At 47.0% G+C, this 17,230-nt stretch carries 14 protein-coding genes and 1 tRNA gene; 6 read left to right on the top strand and 9 right to left on the bottom strand.

Annotation, left to right across the window (positions count from 1 at the left end; genetic code table 11):
* The first annotated feature begins 3 nt into the window (after positions 1–3).
* Positions 4–711 carry a 5'-methylthioadenosine/S-adenosylhomocysteine nucleosidase gene (gene mtnN / locus R3P39_RS17010; RefSeq protein ID WP_336568955.1) on the top strand — a complete coding sequence of 236 codons (708 nt, stop codon included), beginning with the start codon at positions 4–6 and terminating at the stop codon, positions 709–711.
* Positions 711–1,667: a cobalamin biosynthesis protein gene (locus tag R3P39_RS17005; protein WP_336568953.1), complete on the top strand. Its 957-nt coding sequence runs from the start codon at positions 711–713 to the stop codon at positions 1,665–1,667. Before mtnN ends, R3P39_RS17005 begins: the two co-directional genes overlap by 1 nt.
* 48 nt (positions 1,668–1,715) lie before the next feature.
* Here R3P39_RS17005 and tyrS read toward each other — a convergent pair whose 3' ends face one another.
* Complete coding sequence (gene tyrS, locus R3P39_RS17000; protein ID WP_336568952.1) at positions 1,716–2,915, bottom strand: tyrosine--tRNA ligase; 1,200 nt, start codon at positions 2,913–2,915, stop codon at positions 1,716–1,718.
* A 151-nt stretch (positions 2,916–3,066) separates the two neighbouring features.
* Here tyrS and R3P39_RS16995 point away from each other — a divergent pair, with 151 nt between their 5' ends.
* On the top strand, positions 3,067–4,407 hold the full coding sequence (locus R3P39_RS16995; RefSeq protein ID WP_336568950.1) for a peptidoglycan DD-metalloendopeptidase family protein: 1,341 nt from the start codon (positions 3,067–3,069) through the stop codon (positions 4,405–4,407).
* Between the two features lie 60 nt (positions 4,408–4,467).
* Here R3P39_RS16995 and R3P39_RS16990 read toward each other — a convergent pair whose 3' ends face one another.
* Complete coding sequence (locus R3P39_RS16990; RefSeq protein ID WP_336568948.1) at positions 4,468–5,781, bottom strand: M20 metallopeptidase family protein; 1,314 nt, start codon at positions 5,779–5,781, stop codon at positions 4,468–4,470.
* A gap of 128 nt (positions 5,782–5,909) precedes the next feature.
* Here R3P39_RS16990 and R3P39_RS16985 point away from each other — a divergent pair, with 128 nt between their 5' ends.
* Positions 5,910–7,121 (top strand): HD-GYP domain-containing protein, encoded by a 1,212-nt coding sequence (locus tag R3P39_RS16985; protein WP_336568947.1) that lies wholly within the window; start codon positions 5,910–5,912, stop codon positions 7,119–7,121.
* Here the strand turns inward: R3P39_RS16985 and R3P39_RS16980 are convergent.
* Together R3P39_RS16980 and R3P39_RS16975 are read right to left on the bottom strand one after the other, a co-directional pair.
* Positions 7,118–8,077 carry a general secretion pathway protein GspB gene (locus R3P39_RS16980; protein WP_336568945.1) on the bottom strand — a complete coding sequence of 320 codons (960 nt, stop codon included), beginning with the start codon at positions 8,075–8,077 and terminating at the stop codon, positions 7,118–7,120. The genes R3P39_RS16985 and R3P39_RS16980 overlap by 4 nt on opposite strands.
* Positions 8,078–8,998, bottom strand: a complete 921-nt coding sequence (locus R3P39_RS16975) for an ExeA family protein (RefSeq protein ID WP_336568944.1) — start codon at positions 8,996–8,998, stop codon at positions 8,078–8,080.
* 90 nt (positions 8,999–9,088) lie between these two features.
* Between R3P39_RS16975 and R3P39_RS16970 the strand changes: the two genes are divergently transcribed.
* Together R3P39_RS16970 and R3P39_RS16965 are read left to right on the top strand one after the other, a co-directional pair.
* Complete coding sequence (locus tag R3P39_RS16970; protein ID WP_336568943.1) at positions 9,089–10,195, top strand: tRNA nucleotidyltransferase; 1,107 nt, start codon at positions 9,089–9,091, stop codon at positions 10,193–10,195.
* 129 nt (positions 10,196–10,324) lie between these two features.
* A complete protein-coding gene (locus tag R3P39_RS16965) occupies positions 10,325–12,994 on the top strand; it encodes an ATP-binding protein (protein WP_336568942.1) in 2,670 nt (889 codons plus the stop codon).
* A gap of 1 nt (position 12,995) precedes the next feature.
* Here R3P39_RS16965 and rimI read toward each other — a convergent pair whose 3' ends face one another.
* The 5 genes from rimI to guaB form a co-directional block, all read right to left on the bottom strand.
* Positions 12,996–13,454, bottom strand: a complete 459-nt coding sequence (gene rimI / locus R3P39_RS16960) for a ribosomal protein S18-alanine N-acetyltransferase (protein ID WP_336568941.1) — start codon at positions 13,452–13,454, stop codon at positions 12,996–12,998.
* The gene (locus tag R3P39_RS16955; protein WP_336568939.1) at positions 13,444–13,737 is read right to left on the bottom strand and encodes a hypothetical protein; all 294 of its coding nucleotides are present in this window, start codon (positions 13,735–13,737) and stop codon (positions 13,444–13,446) included. The genes rimI and R3P39_RS16955 overlap by 11 nt, the downstream gene beginning before the upstream one ends.
* 63 nt (positions 13,738–13,800) lie before the next feature.
* A tRNA-Trp gene (locus R3P39_RS16950) sits at positions 13,801–13,877 on the bottom strand.
* Between the two features lie 146 nt (positions 13,878–14,023).
* On the bottom strand, positions 14,024–15,598 hold the full coding sequence (gene guaA, locus R3P39_RS16945; RefSeq protein ID WP_336568938.1) for a glutamine-hydrolyzing GMP synthase: 1,575 nt from the start codon (positions 15,596–15,598) through the stop codon (positions 14,024–14,026).
* Between the two features lie 106 nt (positions 15,599–15,704).
* Positions 15,705–17,174, bottom strand: coding sequence for an IMP dehydrogenase (gene guaB, locus R3P39_RS16940; protein WP_336568937.1), 1,470 nt, complete (start codon positions 17,172–17,174; stop codon positions 15,705–15,707).
* Positions 17,175–17,230 lie beyond the last annotated feature (56 nt).

Below are 17,230 nucleotides of genomic sequence, written 5' to 3'. Positions count from 1 at the left end.
GTAATGAAAGTCGGCATTATCGGTGCAATGGAACAGGAAGTAACCATTTTACGCAACACCATGGAAAACCCTCAAACCACCAGCAAAGGCGGTTTTACTTTTTACTCAGGCAAATTAGCCGGCCACGATGTTACGCTAGTGCAATCAGGCATTGGCAAAGTGGCAGCGACCGTTGCAACCACATTATTAATTGATAACTTTGCCCCCGATTGTGTCATTAATACCGGTTCCGCAGGTGGATTTGAACCCTCACTCAATGTCGGTGATGTGGTGATCTCTAGCGAGGTTCGCCATCACGATGTTGACGTTACTGCATTTGGTTATGAAATTGGCCAAGTGCCACAAATGCCAGCAGCGTTTACTTCCCACGACAAGTTAGTTGAAGCCGCAAAACAAAGTGTTGATGCCCTTGAAGGCATTCAAACCATGGTTGGCTTAGTGTGTACTGGCGACACCTTTATGTGCGATCCCGTGCGTATCGACAAAGCCCGTGCTGACTTCCCAACCATGCTAGCAGTGGAAATGGAAGGTGCCGCCATCGCTCAGGCTTGTCACTCATTGAATACGCCGTTTGTAGTGATCCGCTCGCTCTCTGACATTGCCGGCAAAGAGTCACCACACTCTTTTGAAGAATACCTTGAAGTGGCTTCGGTAAACTCTTCGAAGATGGTGATGGCATTACTGGCAAAGCTGGATAAGGTTACGCTTTAGTGCTGCAAGAGTTGTTTTGGGCCCACCAGGGCCTAATCATCTTTTTACTGGCCGTGATGGCCAGTATGCTGGTGAAGCTCTCTACGCTTTACCACCCCAACCTCATCTTAACGCTCATATTCAAAGCCATTGCTCAACGCGTCTATCGTGCTAAAGCCGGTGCCAGCTATCAGACCCTTTCGGGCACTCTCGGATTTGTCCTGCCAATCACCACCATTGTGGTGCTCACATATGCCATTATTAGCTTAGCCTTTTACCCCGACTGGTTAGGCGGTCTAGTGCTGTTCTTATGCCTTGATAGCCGTCATGAAGGACGCGCCAAGCACATTAGCCAATTGCTAAAATCAGAGCAAAAGGTCACCGCTCGGGCGGTATTAAAGGGCATGGTTGCCAGAGATGTGGAACCGTTAAGCAGCATGGGAATAGCAAAAGCGACCCTCGACAGCACCGCCTTAAATACCATGCGCCAATTTTTTGTTATGGCATTAATATACCTGCTACAAGGCCCATTCTTAGTGCTGACATACAAGTTACTGCTGTTATGCGACCATGCTTGGCGTCAAGTGCTTACTCCAGATGCGCGGTTTATAAAACCTCTGCAGCGCTTGATTTGGCTGTTGGAGTTCATACCAATGCGAATGCTGGTTTGTTTGTTCATGCTGTTGTTGAGTCCCAAGCAAACTTGGCACTATATCAAGCACTATGGCCGCCATGTAGCACAAACTAACTCTGGCTGGACATTGAGCTTTTTTGCCGCCAACCTCTCGACCCAACTGGCCGGCCCACGCTTCTATCACGGTACGCGTTTTAACGCCATGCGAATTGGCGCGAAGTCTCAGCCGCAAGCAGAGCATATTGTGCAAATGTTAACCCTTATTCAGCAAATGCGCTGGTTGTTTATCGCCACCACAACATTACTGTGGGTATCAACCAATTTCCTTTTTGCCATGTTCTAGATAGCAAAAAGGCCAGTTAAACTGGCCTTTTATGAGTCGGTGACGCGATTAGTTAACCGTCACCTTGGCAAATTTGCGTTTGCCTACCTGATACACTTCGCAGCTTCCTTTAGCCACCTCAAGTTTGCTATCTGTGACTTTTTCTTCGCCGTTTAATTTTACCGCGCCTTGCTTAATCATGCGCATGGCTTCAGACGTACTGGCAACCAGGCCTGCTTCTTTCAATAAACCAGCGATGAAAATGCTGTCGCCATCAATGCTTACCGTGACTTCTGGGATATCATCTGGCAGAGCATTTTTTTGGAAACGCTTAATAAAGTCTTGATGTGCCGCCTCTGCTTCGGCTTCACTGTGGAAACGGGCAATCATTTCTTTTGCGAATTCAATCTTAATATCGCGAGGGTTGCGGCCACCAGCGACGGCTTCTTTTAATTGCGCAATCTCTTCTAACGACTTAGCGCTCAGCAGCTCATAGTAGCGCCACATTAAGTCATCAGAAATCGACATCACTTTACCGAACATGTCATTCGGTTTGTCGGTAATGCCAATGTAATTGCCCAAAGACTTCGACATCTTTTGAACGCCATCGGTGCCCTCGAGCAGCGGCATCATAAGTACCGTTTGTGGTTTTTGGCCTTCTTCTTTTTGCAGCTCACGGCCCATCAGTAGGTTAAAGCGTTGATCGGTGCCCCCTAGCTCAACATCGGCCTCTAACGCCACTGAATCCCAGCCTTGTACCAGCGGGTATAAAAATTCATGGATGGCAATAGATTGACCATTGGCATAGCGCTTTTTAAAGTCATCCCGTTCCAGCATACGAGCAACCGTCTGACGAGCAGCTAGTTTAATCATCCCCGCAGCACCGATTTTTTCCATCCATTCAGAGTTAAAGGCAATGGTGGTTTTTGCCGGATCAAGAATTTTGAATACTTGCTCTTTGTAAGTTTCAGCGTTGGCTAGAACGTCTTCACGAGTAAGTGGTTTACGGGTGACATTTTTTCCCGTTGGGTCGCCTATCATTCCGGTAAAATCACCAATTAAGAAAATCACCTCATGACCTAAGTCCTGAAAGGTTTTCATTTTATTGATAAGCACCGTGTGGCCCAAATGTAGATCTGGAGCGGTTGGATCGAAACCAGCCTTAATCCGCAGTTTTTTACCTGACTTTAGTTTTTCTTTCAGTTCCTCTTGTAACAAAATCTCTTCTGCACCACGGCTAATCTCTGCAAATGCAGTTTCTAAATCCACTATTCTCACTCCAACAGCTATAACTTGTAGTCGCTCGATTCTAGCCTATATTTATCCGAGTTTAAATGCACAAAACGCTGGTATTACGGCTTTATTACGTATATCCTGCAATAATATATCGAATAATTCTTGACAGCAGAAAAGGCGCATTATGGTTCACGTTGTTCATAAGCTCCCCAAAAAGCATAAAATGCTTATCGTCGGCTTACTCTCTGCAATGGTCGGAATTGCCCTGATCCCATCCGAAAAAGCAACCGCATCGAAAGATAATGACGGTAAAGCCCTTGAAGTTGGGAAGCGTTACGAGCTGCCAGTAAAAATATCAGAAAAAACAGAGCAGCTTACTGAGTTAGATGCCGCGCCAGAGGTTCCTGTGGCTGCTGCACCGAAACAGCCTGAATTTCAGTTTAAAGATCATAAAGTCAAATCCGGTGATAACCTAGCTTTGATCTTTAAACGCGCAGGTTATTCTGCCAAAACGTTACACAATCTGGTCAATACCAACGCAGAAACGCGTAAGCTAACAAAAATTCATCCAGGAGAAGTACTCAGCTTCGCCAGCAATGCCGAAGGTGAATTAGCCCAATTAAAATACGTGCTTTCAAAAACAGACACCTTGTTTGTTACGCTTAATCCTGATGGCCAATACCATACTAAAATCGAAAGTAAAGAAATCGAAACCCGGGAAAAGTCAGCCGGCGGTAAAATCAACTCCAGTTTCTGGAGTGCTGGTATTTCAGCAGGCCTAAGCGAACGCCAGATCATGAACTTTGCTGATATCTTTGGTTGGGATGTCGACTTTGCCAATGAGATCAGAAAAGGCGATACCTTCGCGTTAATCTATGAAAGTCATTACGTTGATGGCGAAGAAATTGGCACCGGAAAAATAGTCGCCGCCGAGTTTGTTAACCAAGGCGAACGCTACAGCGCCATTCGCCATACCGACGGTGAGTTTTATACTCCGGAAGGTCGCAGCATGAAAAAAGCCTTCTTGCGGGCACCGGTTAACTTTAAATACATTAGTTCCAGCTTCAACCCGCGACGTCTTCACCCTGTTACAGGTCGGGTATCGGCACACCGAGGTATAGACTACGCAGCCCGTGTTGGCACGCCAGTGGTATCCTCTGGTAAAGGCAAGGTCATTAAGTCAGGTTACAACCGACTCAATGGTAATTACGTCTTTATTCAGCATGGCAGTAAATACATCACTAAGTATTTACACTTACACAAGCGCCATGTGAAGACGGGTCAAAAAGTCAAACAAGGGCAAAAGATTGGTACTGTTGGTGCTACAGGTCGAGTAACTGGCGCTCACTTACATTATGAGTTTTTAGTTAACGGCGTACACCGTAATCCAAAAACGGTGGAATTACCTAAATCAGTTCCTCTGCCTAAAAGCGAGCTGGCCAAGTTTAAGCCCATTGCAGATACCATGCTTGCCAAGCTACAACGCAACAGAGAGCTGATGTTAGTAGCAAACGTTAAAGACTAGGTAAGTAGATGATGAAAAAAGGAAGCCGAGGCTTCCTTTTTTTATGTTTGTGTATTGCTGTTATTGTTTATTAAACAGTGCCACAGCACTTTGGGTCATGGCCCTTACGCCTGTTGCTATTGCTACAGGGTAATCCGGTGCAAACTTACTCGAATGCAGCGATGGCAATGGCTCTCCCGACTGCTTAGCAGCCTCATAGGTTGCGGGATTCACTCCCCCTAGCCAAAAAATAGTGATAGGAACGTCTTCTGCGGTGCGACCGTATAAACCAAAGTCTTCGCCAGCCATCACTGGTTCTGATGCCATTACGTTTTCACTGCCCACTTCTTGTGTTATCGCAGTGGTGACAAAATTAGCAAGCTCTGGGTCGTTGTACGTTGATGGAATACTTTCACTTTCATGGACGATGACTTCAGGCATTAAGCTATCGTCTAAGCCGGCGCTTTTGGCGATCCCCGCAGTCAAACGCTGAATGGCTGCAATTTGTTGATTGCGCACATCGGGGTTATAAGAGCGCAAGGTCAGTTGTAATTTTACTTCATTGGAAATAATGTTGTGTTTTGAACCTCCATGAATGGAGCCTACGGTGATCACCGATGGCTCCAACGGCGAGATCTCCCTGGCCGTGATGGTTTGTAAAGCCAAAACGATGCGTGATGCCAATACCACAGGGTCTATCGTCGTATGGGGGTAGGCACCATGGCCACCTTTGCCTTTAACAATAATATCCACTGAATCAACATTGGCCAAGGCATAGCCTGGAGCAATGGCGACTTTACCCGCCGGTACTGACGCACTGACATGCAAACCCAGCACATGATCTGGTTTGGCAAATTCTGTGTAAAGCCCTTCTTTTAACATGGCTTTGGCTCCACCCCCCACTTCCTCAGCCGGTTGCGCTACTAACATTAACGTACCTTGCCAGTCGTCTTTTTGCTGCATTAGCTGCTCGGCAGTACCAATGAGGCTGGTCATATGAATATCATGGCCACAACCATGCATCACCCCAACGGTGTTGCCACTGTCGTCTTTTACTTTGACTTTAGATGCATAGGGCTTACCGGTTTCTTCTACTATGGGCAGGGCGTCGGTATCAGCACGGATCATCACCGTAGGCCCAGGACCATTTTTAAGCAGCCCCACTACGCCGTAGCCACCGACGTTTTCCGTTACTTGATAACCGAGCTGGCGCATTTCTTGAGCCAGTTTTTTTGCGGTTTCTTTTTCTTGATAAGACAGCTCTGGGTTTTGATGCAGGTGACGATACAGAGACTCTAATTTAGGCATGGTCTCGGCCACTTGTTGTTCTAAATTGGCTTGGCTGGGCAAAGACATGGTCACTGCAAGAGCTAAGGCGATGGCTGATATGCGCATAAGATACACTCCTTATTGTTTTTATCAGCATGCGGCTATGCCGGTGAAAAAGCAACCATATTGCGCTATTTTAACTTTCTATTTAGCTAACTTTTGCTAGCCTTAAAGACACAGTTAAAGGAGTCGTTATGTCAGCGGTAAACCTAAAAATCAATGAGTTAGAGCCTGGTATGTTTGTCATTGGGGTCGTTAAGCAAACAGGTAAAGTGGCCATAAAAAGCAAAGGTTGGGTAAGAACCAAAGACAGCATTGCTGCGCTTAAGCGTCGCGGTGTGCTTGAGGTCAGTGTCGACCCGAGTAAGCGTCTTTCGGAGCATGATCCCCATGAAAGTGCCCCTCATGACGACAGCATCGAGGAGCCGAGTAAGCCAACCCATAACCCTTGGCAAACCAGCTGCAGCGTCGAAGTCGAGATGCAACAAGCGGTTAAACTTCATCAAGAAGCGAGAAACATTCAATCAAAAGCGTTTGAAGACATAAAAGCAGGACGCAATATTGACGTCGCTCCCTTTAAAGAAGTGGCCAGTGGCTTCATTGATTCGGTCTTTCGCAATCAAGACGCTCTCTCTTGTATTGCCAGGATCCGTGAAAAAGATGCTTATCTTCTTGAGCACTCCATTAATGTTGCGGTGTTAATGGCTATCTTCTGTAAGCACCTCGGTTATTCTCGTGAGTTTACTGAAGAGCTCACCACTGGCGCGCTACTACACGACATTGGCAAAATTGAAATTCCCGATACCATTTTACATAAGCCCTCGGCGTTGACGGCGCAAGAATACAAAATAATGAAGTCTCACGCTAAATACAGCTTCGATATTTTAGTTAATGCAGGGCTCGGTATGGCGGCGTGTGAAATTGCAGGCTACCACCATGAGCGCCTCGATGGTTCGGGCTACCCTTATGGTAAAAACGCAGACGAGCTGCCGCAACATGTAAGAATGGTCGCAATATTAGATGTCTATGACGCCCTGACCGCTGAACGCGTGTACAAAGAAGGGCTAACCCCTATCAAAGCATTCAAACTAATGCGTGAAGCCTGCCCCCACCACTTTGATGAGCAACTGCTGAGTCAATTTATTGCCTGTATTGGGGTGTACCCGGTAGGTACTCTGGTGAAGCTGCGCAGCGGCAAGGTTGGTGTGGTCACCAAAAGTAACCCTAGCGCACCATTACAGCCAGTTATCAAAGTGTTTTACCACGCTCGGCACATGCATTACACCGAAGTGCAAGATATAGACCTAGGGTCAAAAAAAGCCAATGATGAGCTCGAAGCCGCCATTAAACCGGAAGAGTTCAAGCTCGATCTTATTCGCTTTTTTAAGCAGTCCATGCTCCCTTAAGGCAGCCAGTCTTGCATCGCTTGTAGGCTAAACTCAATGCCATCGAAATCAAACCGTGTTTGCTCTGGTGTGATCTCAACCACGGTTAGTGCGCCGAGGCTGTCGCCTTCATAAAGTGGCCGATTATTAATCTTTATCCAACGTTTATTGGCTTCAGTGGCGTAAATGTGCGCTTGATAACGTAAGCTAGGAATGCTGGCTTGCAGGCTACTCGGCAACAGCTCCACAGGCGTAGCCGCGGCTGATGTTTTGCTCGCTGCAATCACATCAACACTTTGCTTTTGCTCCGTTTCTTTCACTGCATTGGCAAACGCTTCTTTAAGCTCATCAGACACTCCCTCGAGCTCTTGGGTTGGTTGCTGCAATGGCGCACCAAGCACACGATAACCGCTATAGTCACCATCACCTTGTTCACCCACACTGACCTCAGTTTCCGCAGGCGCTGACTTAGCTTGTGGTGTGCTGCTCACTACAGGGGCTTGCGTCAGTGCGTCCACAGGAACCAGCTGTTGTTGATATAGAGGCTGGCCCTGATTATCAACGCCAACTTGCACTGACACCCACTGAAAATGCTGTTGCGATGCCGAGCTTTGCTGGCTAGGCTGAGGTGCAGCGCTAGCAACAGGGTCTGGGGCAATCGCTGTCGCCACAGGTTGCGTTGCTTGTGGCTCTGCAGCCAATTGTGGTTCGCTAGGCTGCGGTTGCTTTTCAGGTTGTGACTCTGGCGCCACTTTTGCAGTAGGCTGCGGCTTTGTTATTTCAGCCGCTGTGGGCTGGGTTAACTTACCAATGTAATAGCCGGATGCGAACGTAGCCGCTGATAGCACCACTGTGGCGGTGATAGTGGCTATTTTCTTATATCGATTCAGCTGTGCATGTTGCCTTTGCGTCAGGTAGTCCTGCTCTGCGGTCATGCTTTGTTGTGACTGTTTTAGTGCGCTGGTTAAATAAGACATTTATATCCCCCCCAATCTTGCCACACCAAAGCCGGCGACAAATAAAGCCAATAACCACGCCAGAAAAGCCCAAGGCATAGGACGCTTAGTGGTGGTTGACGGTGTCACAATACTGGTGGGAAGCGCTTCTTGCGCGGCTTGCATTGCCATTGCTTTGCTTACTTGGGTCTGTGATGCCGAGTAAGCCCCCAACAAACAGCGGTCGGCCAGTAGGTTTATCAATCTCGGAATACCACCGGTAATATGATGAATATACGCGACGGCATCATGATGAAACAAAGCTTGTTGACACCCCGCCTTTTCCAGCCGGTGTTTAATATAGGCAAACACTTGCGGCTCTGTTAATGGCAGCAGGTGGTAGCGTGCGGTGATCCGCTGTGCCAGTTGGCGTAGCTCATTGCGCTGCAGTAGGTGCTGTAATTCAGGCTGACCGACCAAAACAATTTGCAGTAGCTTTTTATGGTCCGTTTCAAGGTTGGTTAACAGTCTCAGCTGCTCCAGTACTTCAGGGGCCAAATGCTGTGCTTCGTCGATAATAAGCATCGTATGACCACCGGCTTGATGATTATCTAACAAGCGGCGCTTAATGACATCGGTCAATGACTTTAAGGTGGCGTTATCGCCGTCATAATCGATTTCTAACTCGTCACATATGGTCGCCAGCAACTCTAACTCTGACAGTGCGGGGTTGAGTATAAACGCCACTTGTGTCGAGCTTGGCAGCTCTGCCAACATGCTGCGCGTTACGGTGGTCTTGCCCGTACCCACTTCCCCGGTGAGTAAAACAAATCCCCCGGCGTCTCCTAAACCATAGGTCAGGTGTGCAAGTGCTTCCTTATGACGCTCACTTAGAAATAAAAACTCTGGATTTGGCGCGATGGAAAACGGTTTTTCGGTTAAGCCAAAATAGCGTAAATACACGACTTGTCTCTTTATTGTTAATATGCGCTCTATAATGGCAAAATCCCATTCAAGATAAAACCTTGAATGTTATAAAAGTGGTGTATAGCGATGAAAACCTACCTAGTTGGTGGAGCCGTCAGAGACGAGTTACTTGGACGCACAGTAAAAGAGCAAGATTATGTTGTGGTTGGCAGCAGTATTGAGGAAATGGAGCGGCTTGGCTACCAACAGGCGGGCAAAGACTTTCCGGTGTTTTTACACCCTAAAAGCAAAGAGGAACACGCCTTAGCACGTACGGAAAGAAAAAGTGGCCAAGGCTATGGCGGCTTTATTTGTGACTTTGGCCCTGACATCACTTTGGAAGATGACTTAATACGGCGCGACTTAACTGTCAATGCCATTGCTAAAGATGAAGACGGCACCCTGATTGATCCCTATGGCGGCATTGCCGATATTGAAGGTCGTATTCTGCGCCACGTCAGCGATGCTTTTAGTGAGGATCCATTAAGAGTACTTCGCGTCGCACGCTTTGCCGCTCGCTATCACAGTTATGGTTTTACCATCGCCCCTGAAACCTGGCAACTGATGCAAACTATGGTGGCGGAAGGTGAACTGACCACCCTCACTGCAGAACGAGTCTGGCTTGAAATAGAAAAAACCATGGCAGATGGCGCTCTTGGCCACTTTTTAACTACCTTAACTGCACTTAAAGCAACGGCTGATGTGGCACCTTACTTAAGCGCGTGGAACAGCAATAGCGAACGCGACTATCAAAACGCCACTGCGCAATTGGATAATGACGCACAATTTGCAATGGTGGCACAGTTTTCCTTAGCGATGCACTTTGCTGGCAGCTCCACGGCACAGCTTACCCAAGCAAAGCAGCTCAAAGTTCCTAATTTATTTCTCGACAGTGCAGACGATCTGCTGGCAAATGTCGGGCTGCTCAGTCAACCGCAACTGGACGCTACTGATTGGCTGGCGCTGATGCAAAATCTCGATGCTTGGCGAAGACCACAAAAGCTCACGCGCTTTTGCTTTATTTGTGGGCATATTAATAGCCTGTGCCAGCAACGTAGCGCCACTTTACAGCATTACTTTAGCGCCACTAAGGCAGTTGACGTTCAAGCCATTATCAAGCAAGGCTTTCAAGGTAAGGCCATTCAACAGCAATTACAACAACAGCGCCTTGAGGCCATAATAAGTCGTCAGTAATTAAGTCTTCTGTCGCTTACCGATACACAGCTGTGTTCACCGCATAAGCTTGTATATTGGTGTGCTTATACATATGATTATGAGTTTAAATGGTCAATTTTCCCACGGCAGCAAGGTAGCTATTAATTCATGAAAACCAGCAAGTTAAGTGTCAGACTCCTGTGGTTTATCACCCCTTTGGTGATTTTACCGCTGCTATTTCTTGGTGGTTTTACTCTAACCAATGTGACCAGCTCGACACAAAAGCAAGCCAAGTTAATTGTTAGCCGCTTTGTCGAGCAACAGCAACAAAAGATGTTTAACTACATTGAGGTATACCAATCCACTAGTAAGCTACTGTCTACCTCTCCAGTATTAAGCGATTATTTGGCCATTGATAGTCGCCAAGAGCAGCAAAAGACCCAGCAACTTGGGGCTCTGATGGATGTCTTCGCCAGTTACAGCGAGGCCTACCCAGATATTATCAGTATCAACCTGCTTACCCCTGATGGCAGCAGCGATGCGTTTTATTCTTCTGTACTTGGGCAAGCCCCCAGCCGTTATCCTTTTACTGAGCAAGTGCTCAACAGCAACCTCAGACAGCACCAATTTATGATCCCAACGTCATCCGGCACCCAGCTTTATTTTGTGCAGCAGGTGTTTGGTGTCGACTTTAATCTCAAGCAACCCCGACAACGGGGCTATGTGGTAGTCCAGGTCTCGCCTTCTTTATTAAGCACCAGCATTTTAGAAGCGCCTTATGACAATACCCTCAACCTGTTAGTGAGTAATTCTGGCGAGGTGTTATTTAGCTCCAATAACCAGCTTATCGGTTTATATCTAAGTGCCAGTGAGGTGGATGAAATTAGTCAAATTGCAGATTTAGGTCAACTGCAGTCGATGGTGATCAACAGCATCGATGACTCTGAACGCATGACTTACAGTGCCCAATTGAGCGGCGGCTATTACTACATATCGACCATCCCCAAGTCGCTACTCTATCGCTCGGGTAAAACCATTAGCCTGATTACCGCCTTAATCGTCATTTTATCGATTGTTACTTTGCCGATTATGATTTTTATCGTGGTGCGGAATCTTCTGCTTAACCCCATAGAACTTTTAGGTGAGGCCAGCCACAGAGTGGGCGAAGGTGACTTAATGGTGGCGCTACCACAACATAATAACGATGAAGTGGGCGTGCTATTTAAAGACTTTAATTTGATGGTGGAAAAAATTCGCACCTTCCAACGGGAATTAGAAGATTACAAAGCCCACCTTGAAGAGAAAGTCGACAACCGCACTCGAGCTTTAGAGGAAACCAATCAACAACTCGAGCGAGCCATTGTTGAAGCCGAGCAAGCCAACCAATTAAAAAGTCGCTTTTTGGCCAATATGAGCCATGAAATAAGAACCCCCCTTACCGCCATTATGGGTTTTACCGAGCAACTTATTGAACACCCTGACAGCAATAATGCAAAGCAGCATTTAAACACCATTTTGCGCAACTCTAAGCATCTATTAGAGCTCATTAATAATATTTTAGACCTCTCTAAAATCGAAGCTGAGAAGTTAAAAGTGGAAGAAAAAGCCGTTGCTTTGCTGCCTCTGGTTAATGACATTGAGTCAATTATTGAGCCCATGACCAATGACAAGCTACTCACCTTCTCTACTGAGTTCGAATTACCGCTGCCAGACACCTTATATACCGATGTCACCAGACTAAAGCAGATACTGTTAAACATAGGCACCAATGCGGTTAAGTTTACCGAGTATGGTGGCGTGCACTTACACGTAGCATTTGATCAGCAGCGTGAGATGTTTATCTTTAGTATTAAAGACACCGGCATTGGCATGTCTGAAGGTGAGATCCGCCGTGTCTTTAAACCGTTTGAACAGGCAGATGCCACCACCACAAGGCGTTTTGGCGGCACAGGGCTAGGATTATGTATTTCAAAAAACTTAGCCCAGCTGTTAGGCGGTGACGTTTTGGTCGACAGTCAGCAAGGTGCAGGCAGCCTGTTTAAGGTTGAAGTGGCGGGCCATTTTGCAGGCCGTAACGTCAACTGGCTCAACACCCTTCAGCAAGCTCAACAACAAGTTGCGCCCCCCAACCAACTGAGCGCCACCGCCATTGATGCCCACGTATTGGTAGCGGAAGATAACCCCGATAACCAAGAGCTCATTACCTTGTTGCTGTCGAACTGGGGGATCGTTCCTGACATCGTCAACAATGGTGCCGAAGCGGTAGAAAAAGCCTTGGTTAATGACTATCAACTGATATTAATGGATATGCAAATGCCGGTGATGGGTGGTGAAGAAGCCACACAAATGCTACGCCACGCCGCTTTTGATGGCCCTATCATCGCGCTTACCGCCAATGTTATGAAACATGACATTGATAATTACCTTGCAGCAGGTTGTGATGCCACTTTAGGCAAACCAATAGACCGAGCCCAGCTCGAGCATTTATTGGTAACATACCTCGAGTTACAAAATGATAAAGCCTCGGCTTGGGATACATTACTGCAAAGTGAAAAATTTCAGCAGATAAGTGATAACTACATGGCTAAATTGCCGGCACAGCTAGAACAACTGCAACGGCTTTACGATACTCAAGAGTGGGATGAATTAAGAGCACTGGCTCACAGCATTAAAGGCAGTTCAGGGTGCTTTGGTTTTATGAATATTCATGAGGCTGCAGGAGAACTGGAAAGCAGTTTAAGCCGCTCAGCCGATAGCAAAAAGCATTACCACCTGCTTAAGCTCTGCGAGGCTATTCGCTATACCCTCGCCGTCAAGAACGCAGAAACCATTCAATAAGTTATCCCGCAGGGGTGATATCGGCTAACATCATCAGTACCGCGTCTTCGCGTTCGGCTCCCTTGGGGTAGTAGTTTTTTCTCACCCCTGTCTCGACAAAGCCAACGCTTTTGTACAAACCAATGGCAGTATGATTGGACGCTCTAACCTCGAGAAAAATATGTTCCGCTTGCTGTTGTTTTGCCTGCGCGACTAACTCCGCCATGAGCTGTTTTGCTAAACCTTGCCCTTGGAAGTCTGGATGAATACAAATATCCATTAAGGTAAAATCAGGCCCGGCTCGCTCGACAATAAAAAAGCCCACGAGTCGCTCGCCTTCGCTCAATGCCACGTTAAAGTAACGCCCATGCAAGCACGACAGCATGGTATTGGCACTCCACGGATGCTCATGGCATGCGGTTTCCACCGCCATGATCTGGTCACAGGTAAAATCCAACAAGCCTGCGAGCTTACTGTTCATCTTGTGCACTCCAGATCTGCTGCCACAGCTGTCTTTTCTGTGCTGCGTTTAAGGTGTTACTTGGCAAGTAAACGGTATTGTCGCGATAGTCGATGGTGTTGCTCTGCTGCACACGAATACTCGCTTCAACGCATAGCTGGATATCGTCTAATAACGGTTTTGCTAATGTCAGCGCAGGAAGGTTATCTGACTCTGTGGTGGCATGGCTTGGATTTAAATGAGCAAATGCGGCATTGAGCTTAACCGGCACAACATCAAGGATATCAGCGTATACAGGATTCATAGCGTTATAATAGGATTTTTAGTGAGTGTACTGTGAAACAATGGAAGCTGTAAAGAAAAGAAGTGGCAGGGGCGGCAGGACTCGAACCCGCAACCATCGGTTTTGGAGACCGCTGTTCTACCAATTGGAACTACGCCCCTGCAATGACGACGCATTATAATGAGCTTTTTATAAAGGTAAAGCGAAAAAATCACTTTTTCAGCTCAACTGCTTTTAAAATAAGCAAAAGGGCGAATATTTACCATATTCGCCCTTTTCTTAAACGCTACTTTACGCGCTTATAGCATTATTCCCACTCGATGGTGGCTGGCGGTTTGCCTGAAACATCGTAAACCACACGAGAAATGCCATCAATCTCATTGATAATGCGATTAGATACTTGGCCTAGCAACTCATACGGAAGGTGTGACCAGCGAGCCGTCATAAAGTCGATGGTTTCCACACAGCGCAACGACACTACCCAGTCATACTTACGGGCATCGCCCATAACACCCACAGAGCGTACAGGTAGGAATACCGCAAACGCTTGTGATACTTTGTGGTAAAGATCCGCTTTATGCAGCTCTTCAATAAAGATAGCATCAGCACGACGCAGTAAGTCACAGTATTCTTTTTTGATCTCGCCCAGTACACGTACACCTAGGCCCGGACCCGGGAATGGGTGGCGGTAAAGCATGTCATATGGTAAGCCTAGCTCCAAGCCAATTTTACGTACTTCGTCTTTAAACAGCTCACGCAGCGGCTCTACTAAGCCCATCTCCATGTCTTCAGGTAAGCCACCCACGTTGTGGTGAGACTTAATCACATGGGCTTTACCCGTTGCAGATGCAGCAGATTCAATTACGTCAGGGTAAATGGTACCTTGCGCTAGCCATTTCGCGTTACTAAGCTTACTGGCTTGCTCATCAAAGACTTCAATGAAAGTATGACCAATCGCTTTACGCTTATCTTCCGGATCATTAAGCCCTTTTAGTGCGTTTAAGAAGCGCTCTTCAGCGTCAACTTTGATGATGTTCAAGCCGAACTTATCGCCGAACATATCCATCACTTGCTGACCTTCATTTAAACGTAACAGGCCATTATCAACGAACACACACGTTAGCTTGTCGCCAATCGCACGGTGGATAAGCATGGCCACAACCGACGAATCAACACCGCCAGATAGGCCTAGAATGACTTCATCATCACCGACTTTTTCTTTGATGCGCTCAACGGCATCTTCAATGATTTGCTCTGGCGTCCACAACTTTTCACAGCCACAAATATCAATGGCAAAGCGCTCTAACAAGCGTAAACCTTGCTGGGTATGCGTTACCTCTGGGTGGAACTGCAGACCGTAAAAACGCTTTTCTTCCCACGACATTGCAGCATGTGGGCAAGTGTCTGTTTTAGCTGAGGTCTTGAACGTATCTGGGATTTTAGCCACTTTATCCCCATGGCTCATCCACACATCTAAGAAGCCTGCGCCGTCTTCAATGTGGTCTTCGATGGCTTCGAATAATTTACAGTCCCCAACTTTTTCCACCTTGGCGTAGCCAAACTCTTTTTTATCTGAGCTGTGTACTTGTCCACCAAGTTGCATTGCCATGGTCTGCATACCGTAACAGATGCCAAGTACCGGCACGCCAGCTTCAAAGACATACTCTGGTGCTTTTGGACTTCCTTCCAGTGTCGTCGACTCAGGGCCACCCGAAAGAATAATACCTTGTGGGTTAAACTCACGGATCTGCTCTTCCGTTACATCCCAAGCCCATAGCTCACAGTAGACGCCAATTTCACGGATACGACGTGCAATTAATTGGGTGTATTGCGAACCAAAATCTAAGATCAAAATTCGGGAATCGTGGATATCTTTGCTCATTGATAATCTCGTTAGTTAGGAACTAAACAGGGATAAAGCCGCTATGCGCCTCTATCAAAAGTAAATTGGGCTAGCAACTTGCTAGCCCAACGACACGCTTTAAGGCTTAGCCCATACGGTAGTTAGGCGCCTCTTTGGTGATTTGCACGTCGTGAACGTGCGACTCACCCATACCAGCAGAAGTAACTCGTACAAACTCTGGCTTAGTATTTAATTCTTCGATGGTGGCACAGCCAGTTAGACCCATGGCACTGCGAATACCACCGATTTGCTGATGGATAATGGTCGCGATTGGTCCTTTATAGGCAACACGTCCTTCAATACCTTCCGGTACCAATTTGTCAGCAGAATCGCTCTTTTGGAAATAGCGGTCTGAAGAACCTTCTTTTTGGTTCATCGCGCCAAGCGAGCCCATACCACGGTATGATTTGTAGTAACGGCCTTGGTATAGCTCAACCTCGCCTGGAGATTCTTCAGTACCTGCCAACATTGAACCGACCATCACACACGAGGCACCAGCCACTAATGCTTTTACGATGTCGCCTGAGAAGCGAATACCGCCGTCAGCAATAACTGGAATATTGCGACCTTGCAAACCGTCAACCGCATCTGAAATGGCCGTAATTTGTGGTACCCCACAGCCCGTCACAATACGCGTAGTACAAATTGAACCTGGGCCAATGCCTACTTTTACGGCGTTTACACCAGCATCGGCAAGTGCAATAGCGCCTGCTTTAGTGGCCACGTTACCGGCAACAATTTGTAAATCTGGGTAGGCTTCACGGGTTGCTTTAACGCGGTCAATTACGCCTTGAGAGTGACCGTGTGAAGTGTCGATTAAAAGCACATCAACACCCGCTTCAACCAAAGCAGCAATACGCTCATCGGTACCAGCGCCAACACCTACTGCGGCACCAACGCGTAAGCGACCTTGCTCGTCTTTACACGCGTTTGGCTTTTCTTGTGCCTTTTGGTAATCCTTAACAGTGATCATGCCTTTAAGAGCAAAAGCGTCATCAACCACCAAAATCTTCTCAATGCGGTGTTCGTGCATTAAGCCAAGAATTTCTTCTCGTGATGCGCCTTCTTTCACGGTGACCAAGTCTTCTTTTTTGGTCATTACCGTTGCTACAGGCTTTTCCAGCTTAGTTTCAAAACGCATATCGCGGCTGGTTACAATGCCTTCCAGTTGGTTATTGGCACCCACAACTGGGAAACCCGAAAAGCCTTTTTCTCTGGCCAGTTCCATAGCATCAGCAATGGTTAAGTCAGAGGTCACGGTCACTGGGAAAGAAATAATGCCTGCTTCATAGGCTTTCACTTTACGGACATTGCGAGCCTGCTCTTCGATGGTCATGTTTTTATGGATAAAACCCATGCCACCCTCTTGCGCTAGGGCAATTGCCAAGCGGGCTTCTGTTACCGTATCCATTGAAGCGGAAACAAGCGGTAGATTTAATTCGATCTCACTGGTCAAACGCGTTTTCAGGTTTGCTGTGTGAGGAAGAACAGTTGAATGAGCGGGTACTAAAAGTACGTCGTCAAAAGTAAGGGCTTCTTGTGCAATTCTTAGCATGTTCGCGGCTTCTCTCAAATGGACTGAGTATAAGGAATTGCGTGCGAATTTTATCA

It is taken from the genome of Pseudoalteromonas sp. UG3-2 (assembly GCF_037120705.1).
In the GTDB taxonomy this organism is placed as follows: domain Bacteria; phylum Pseudomonadota; class Gammaproteobacteria; order Enterobacterales; family Alteromonadaceae; genus Pseudoalteromonas.
This window is presented reverse-complemented; position numbering and strand designations above follow the sequence as displayed.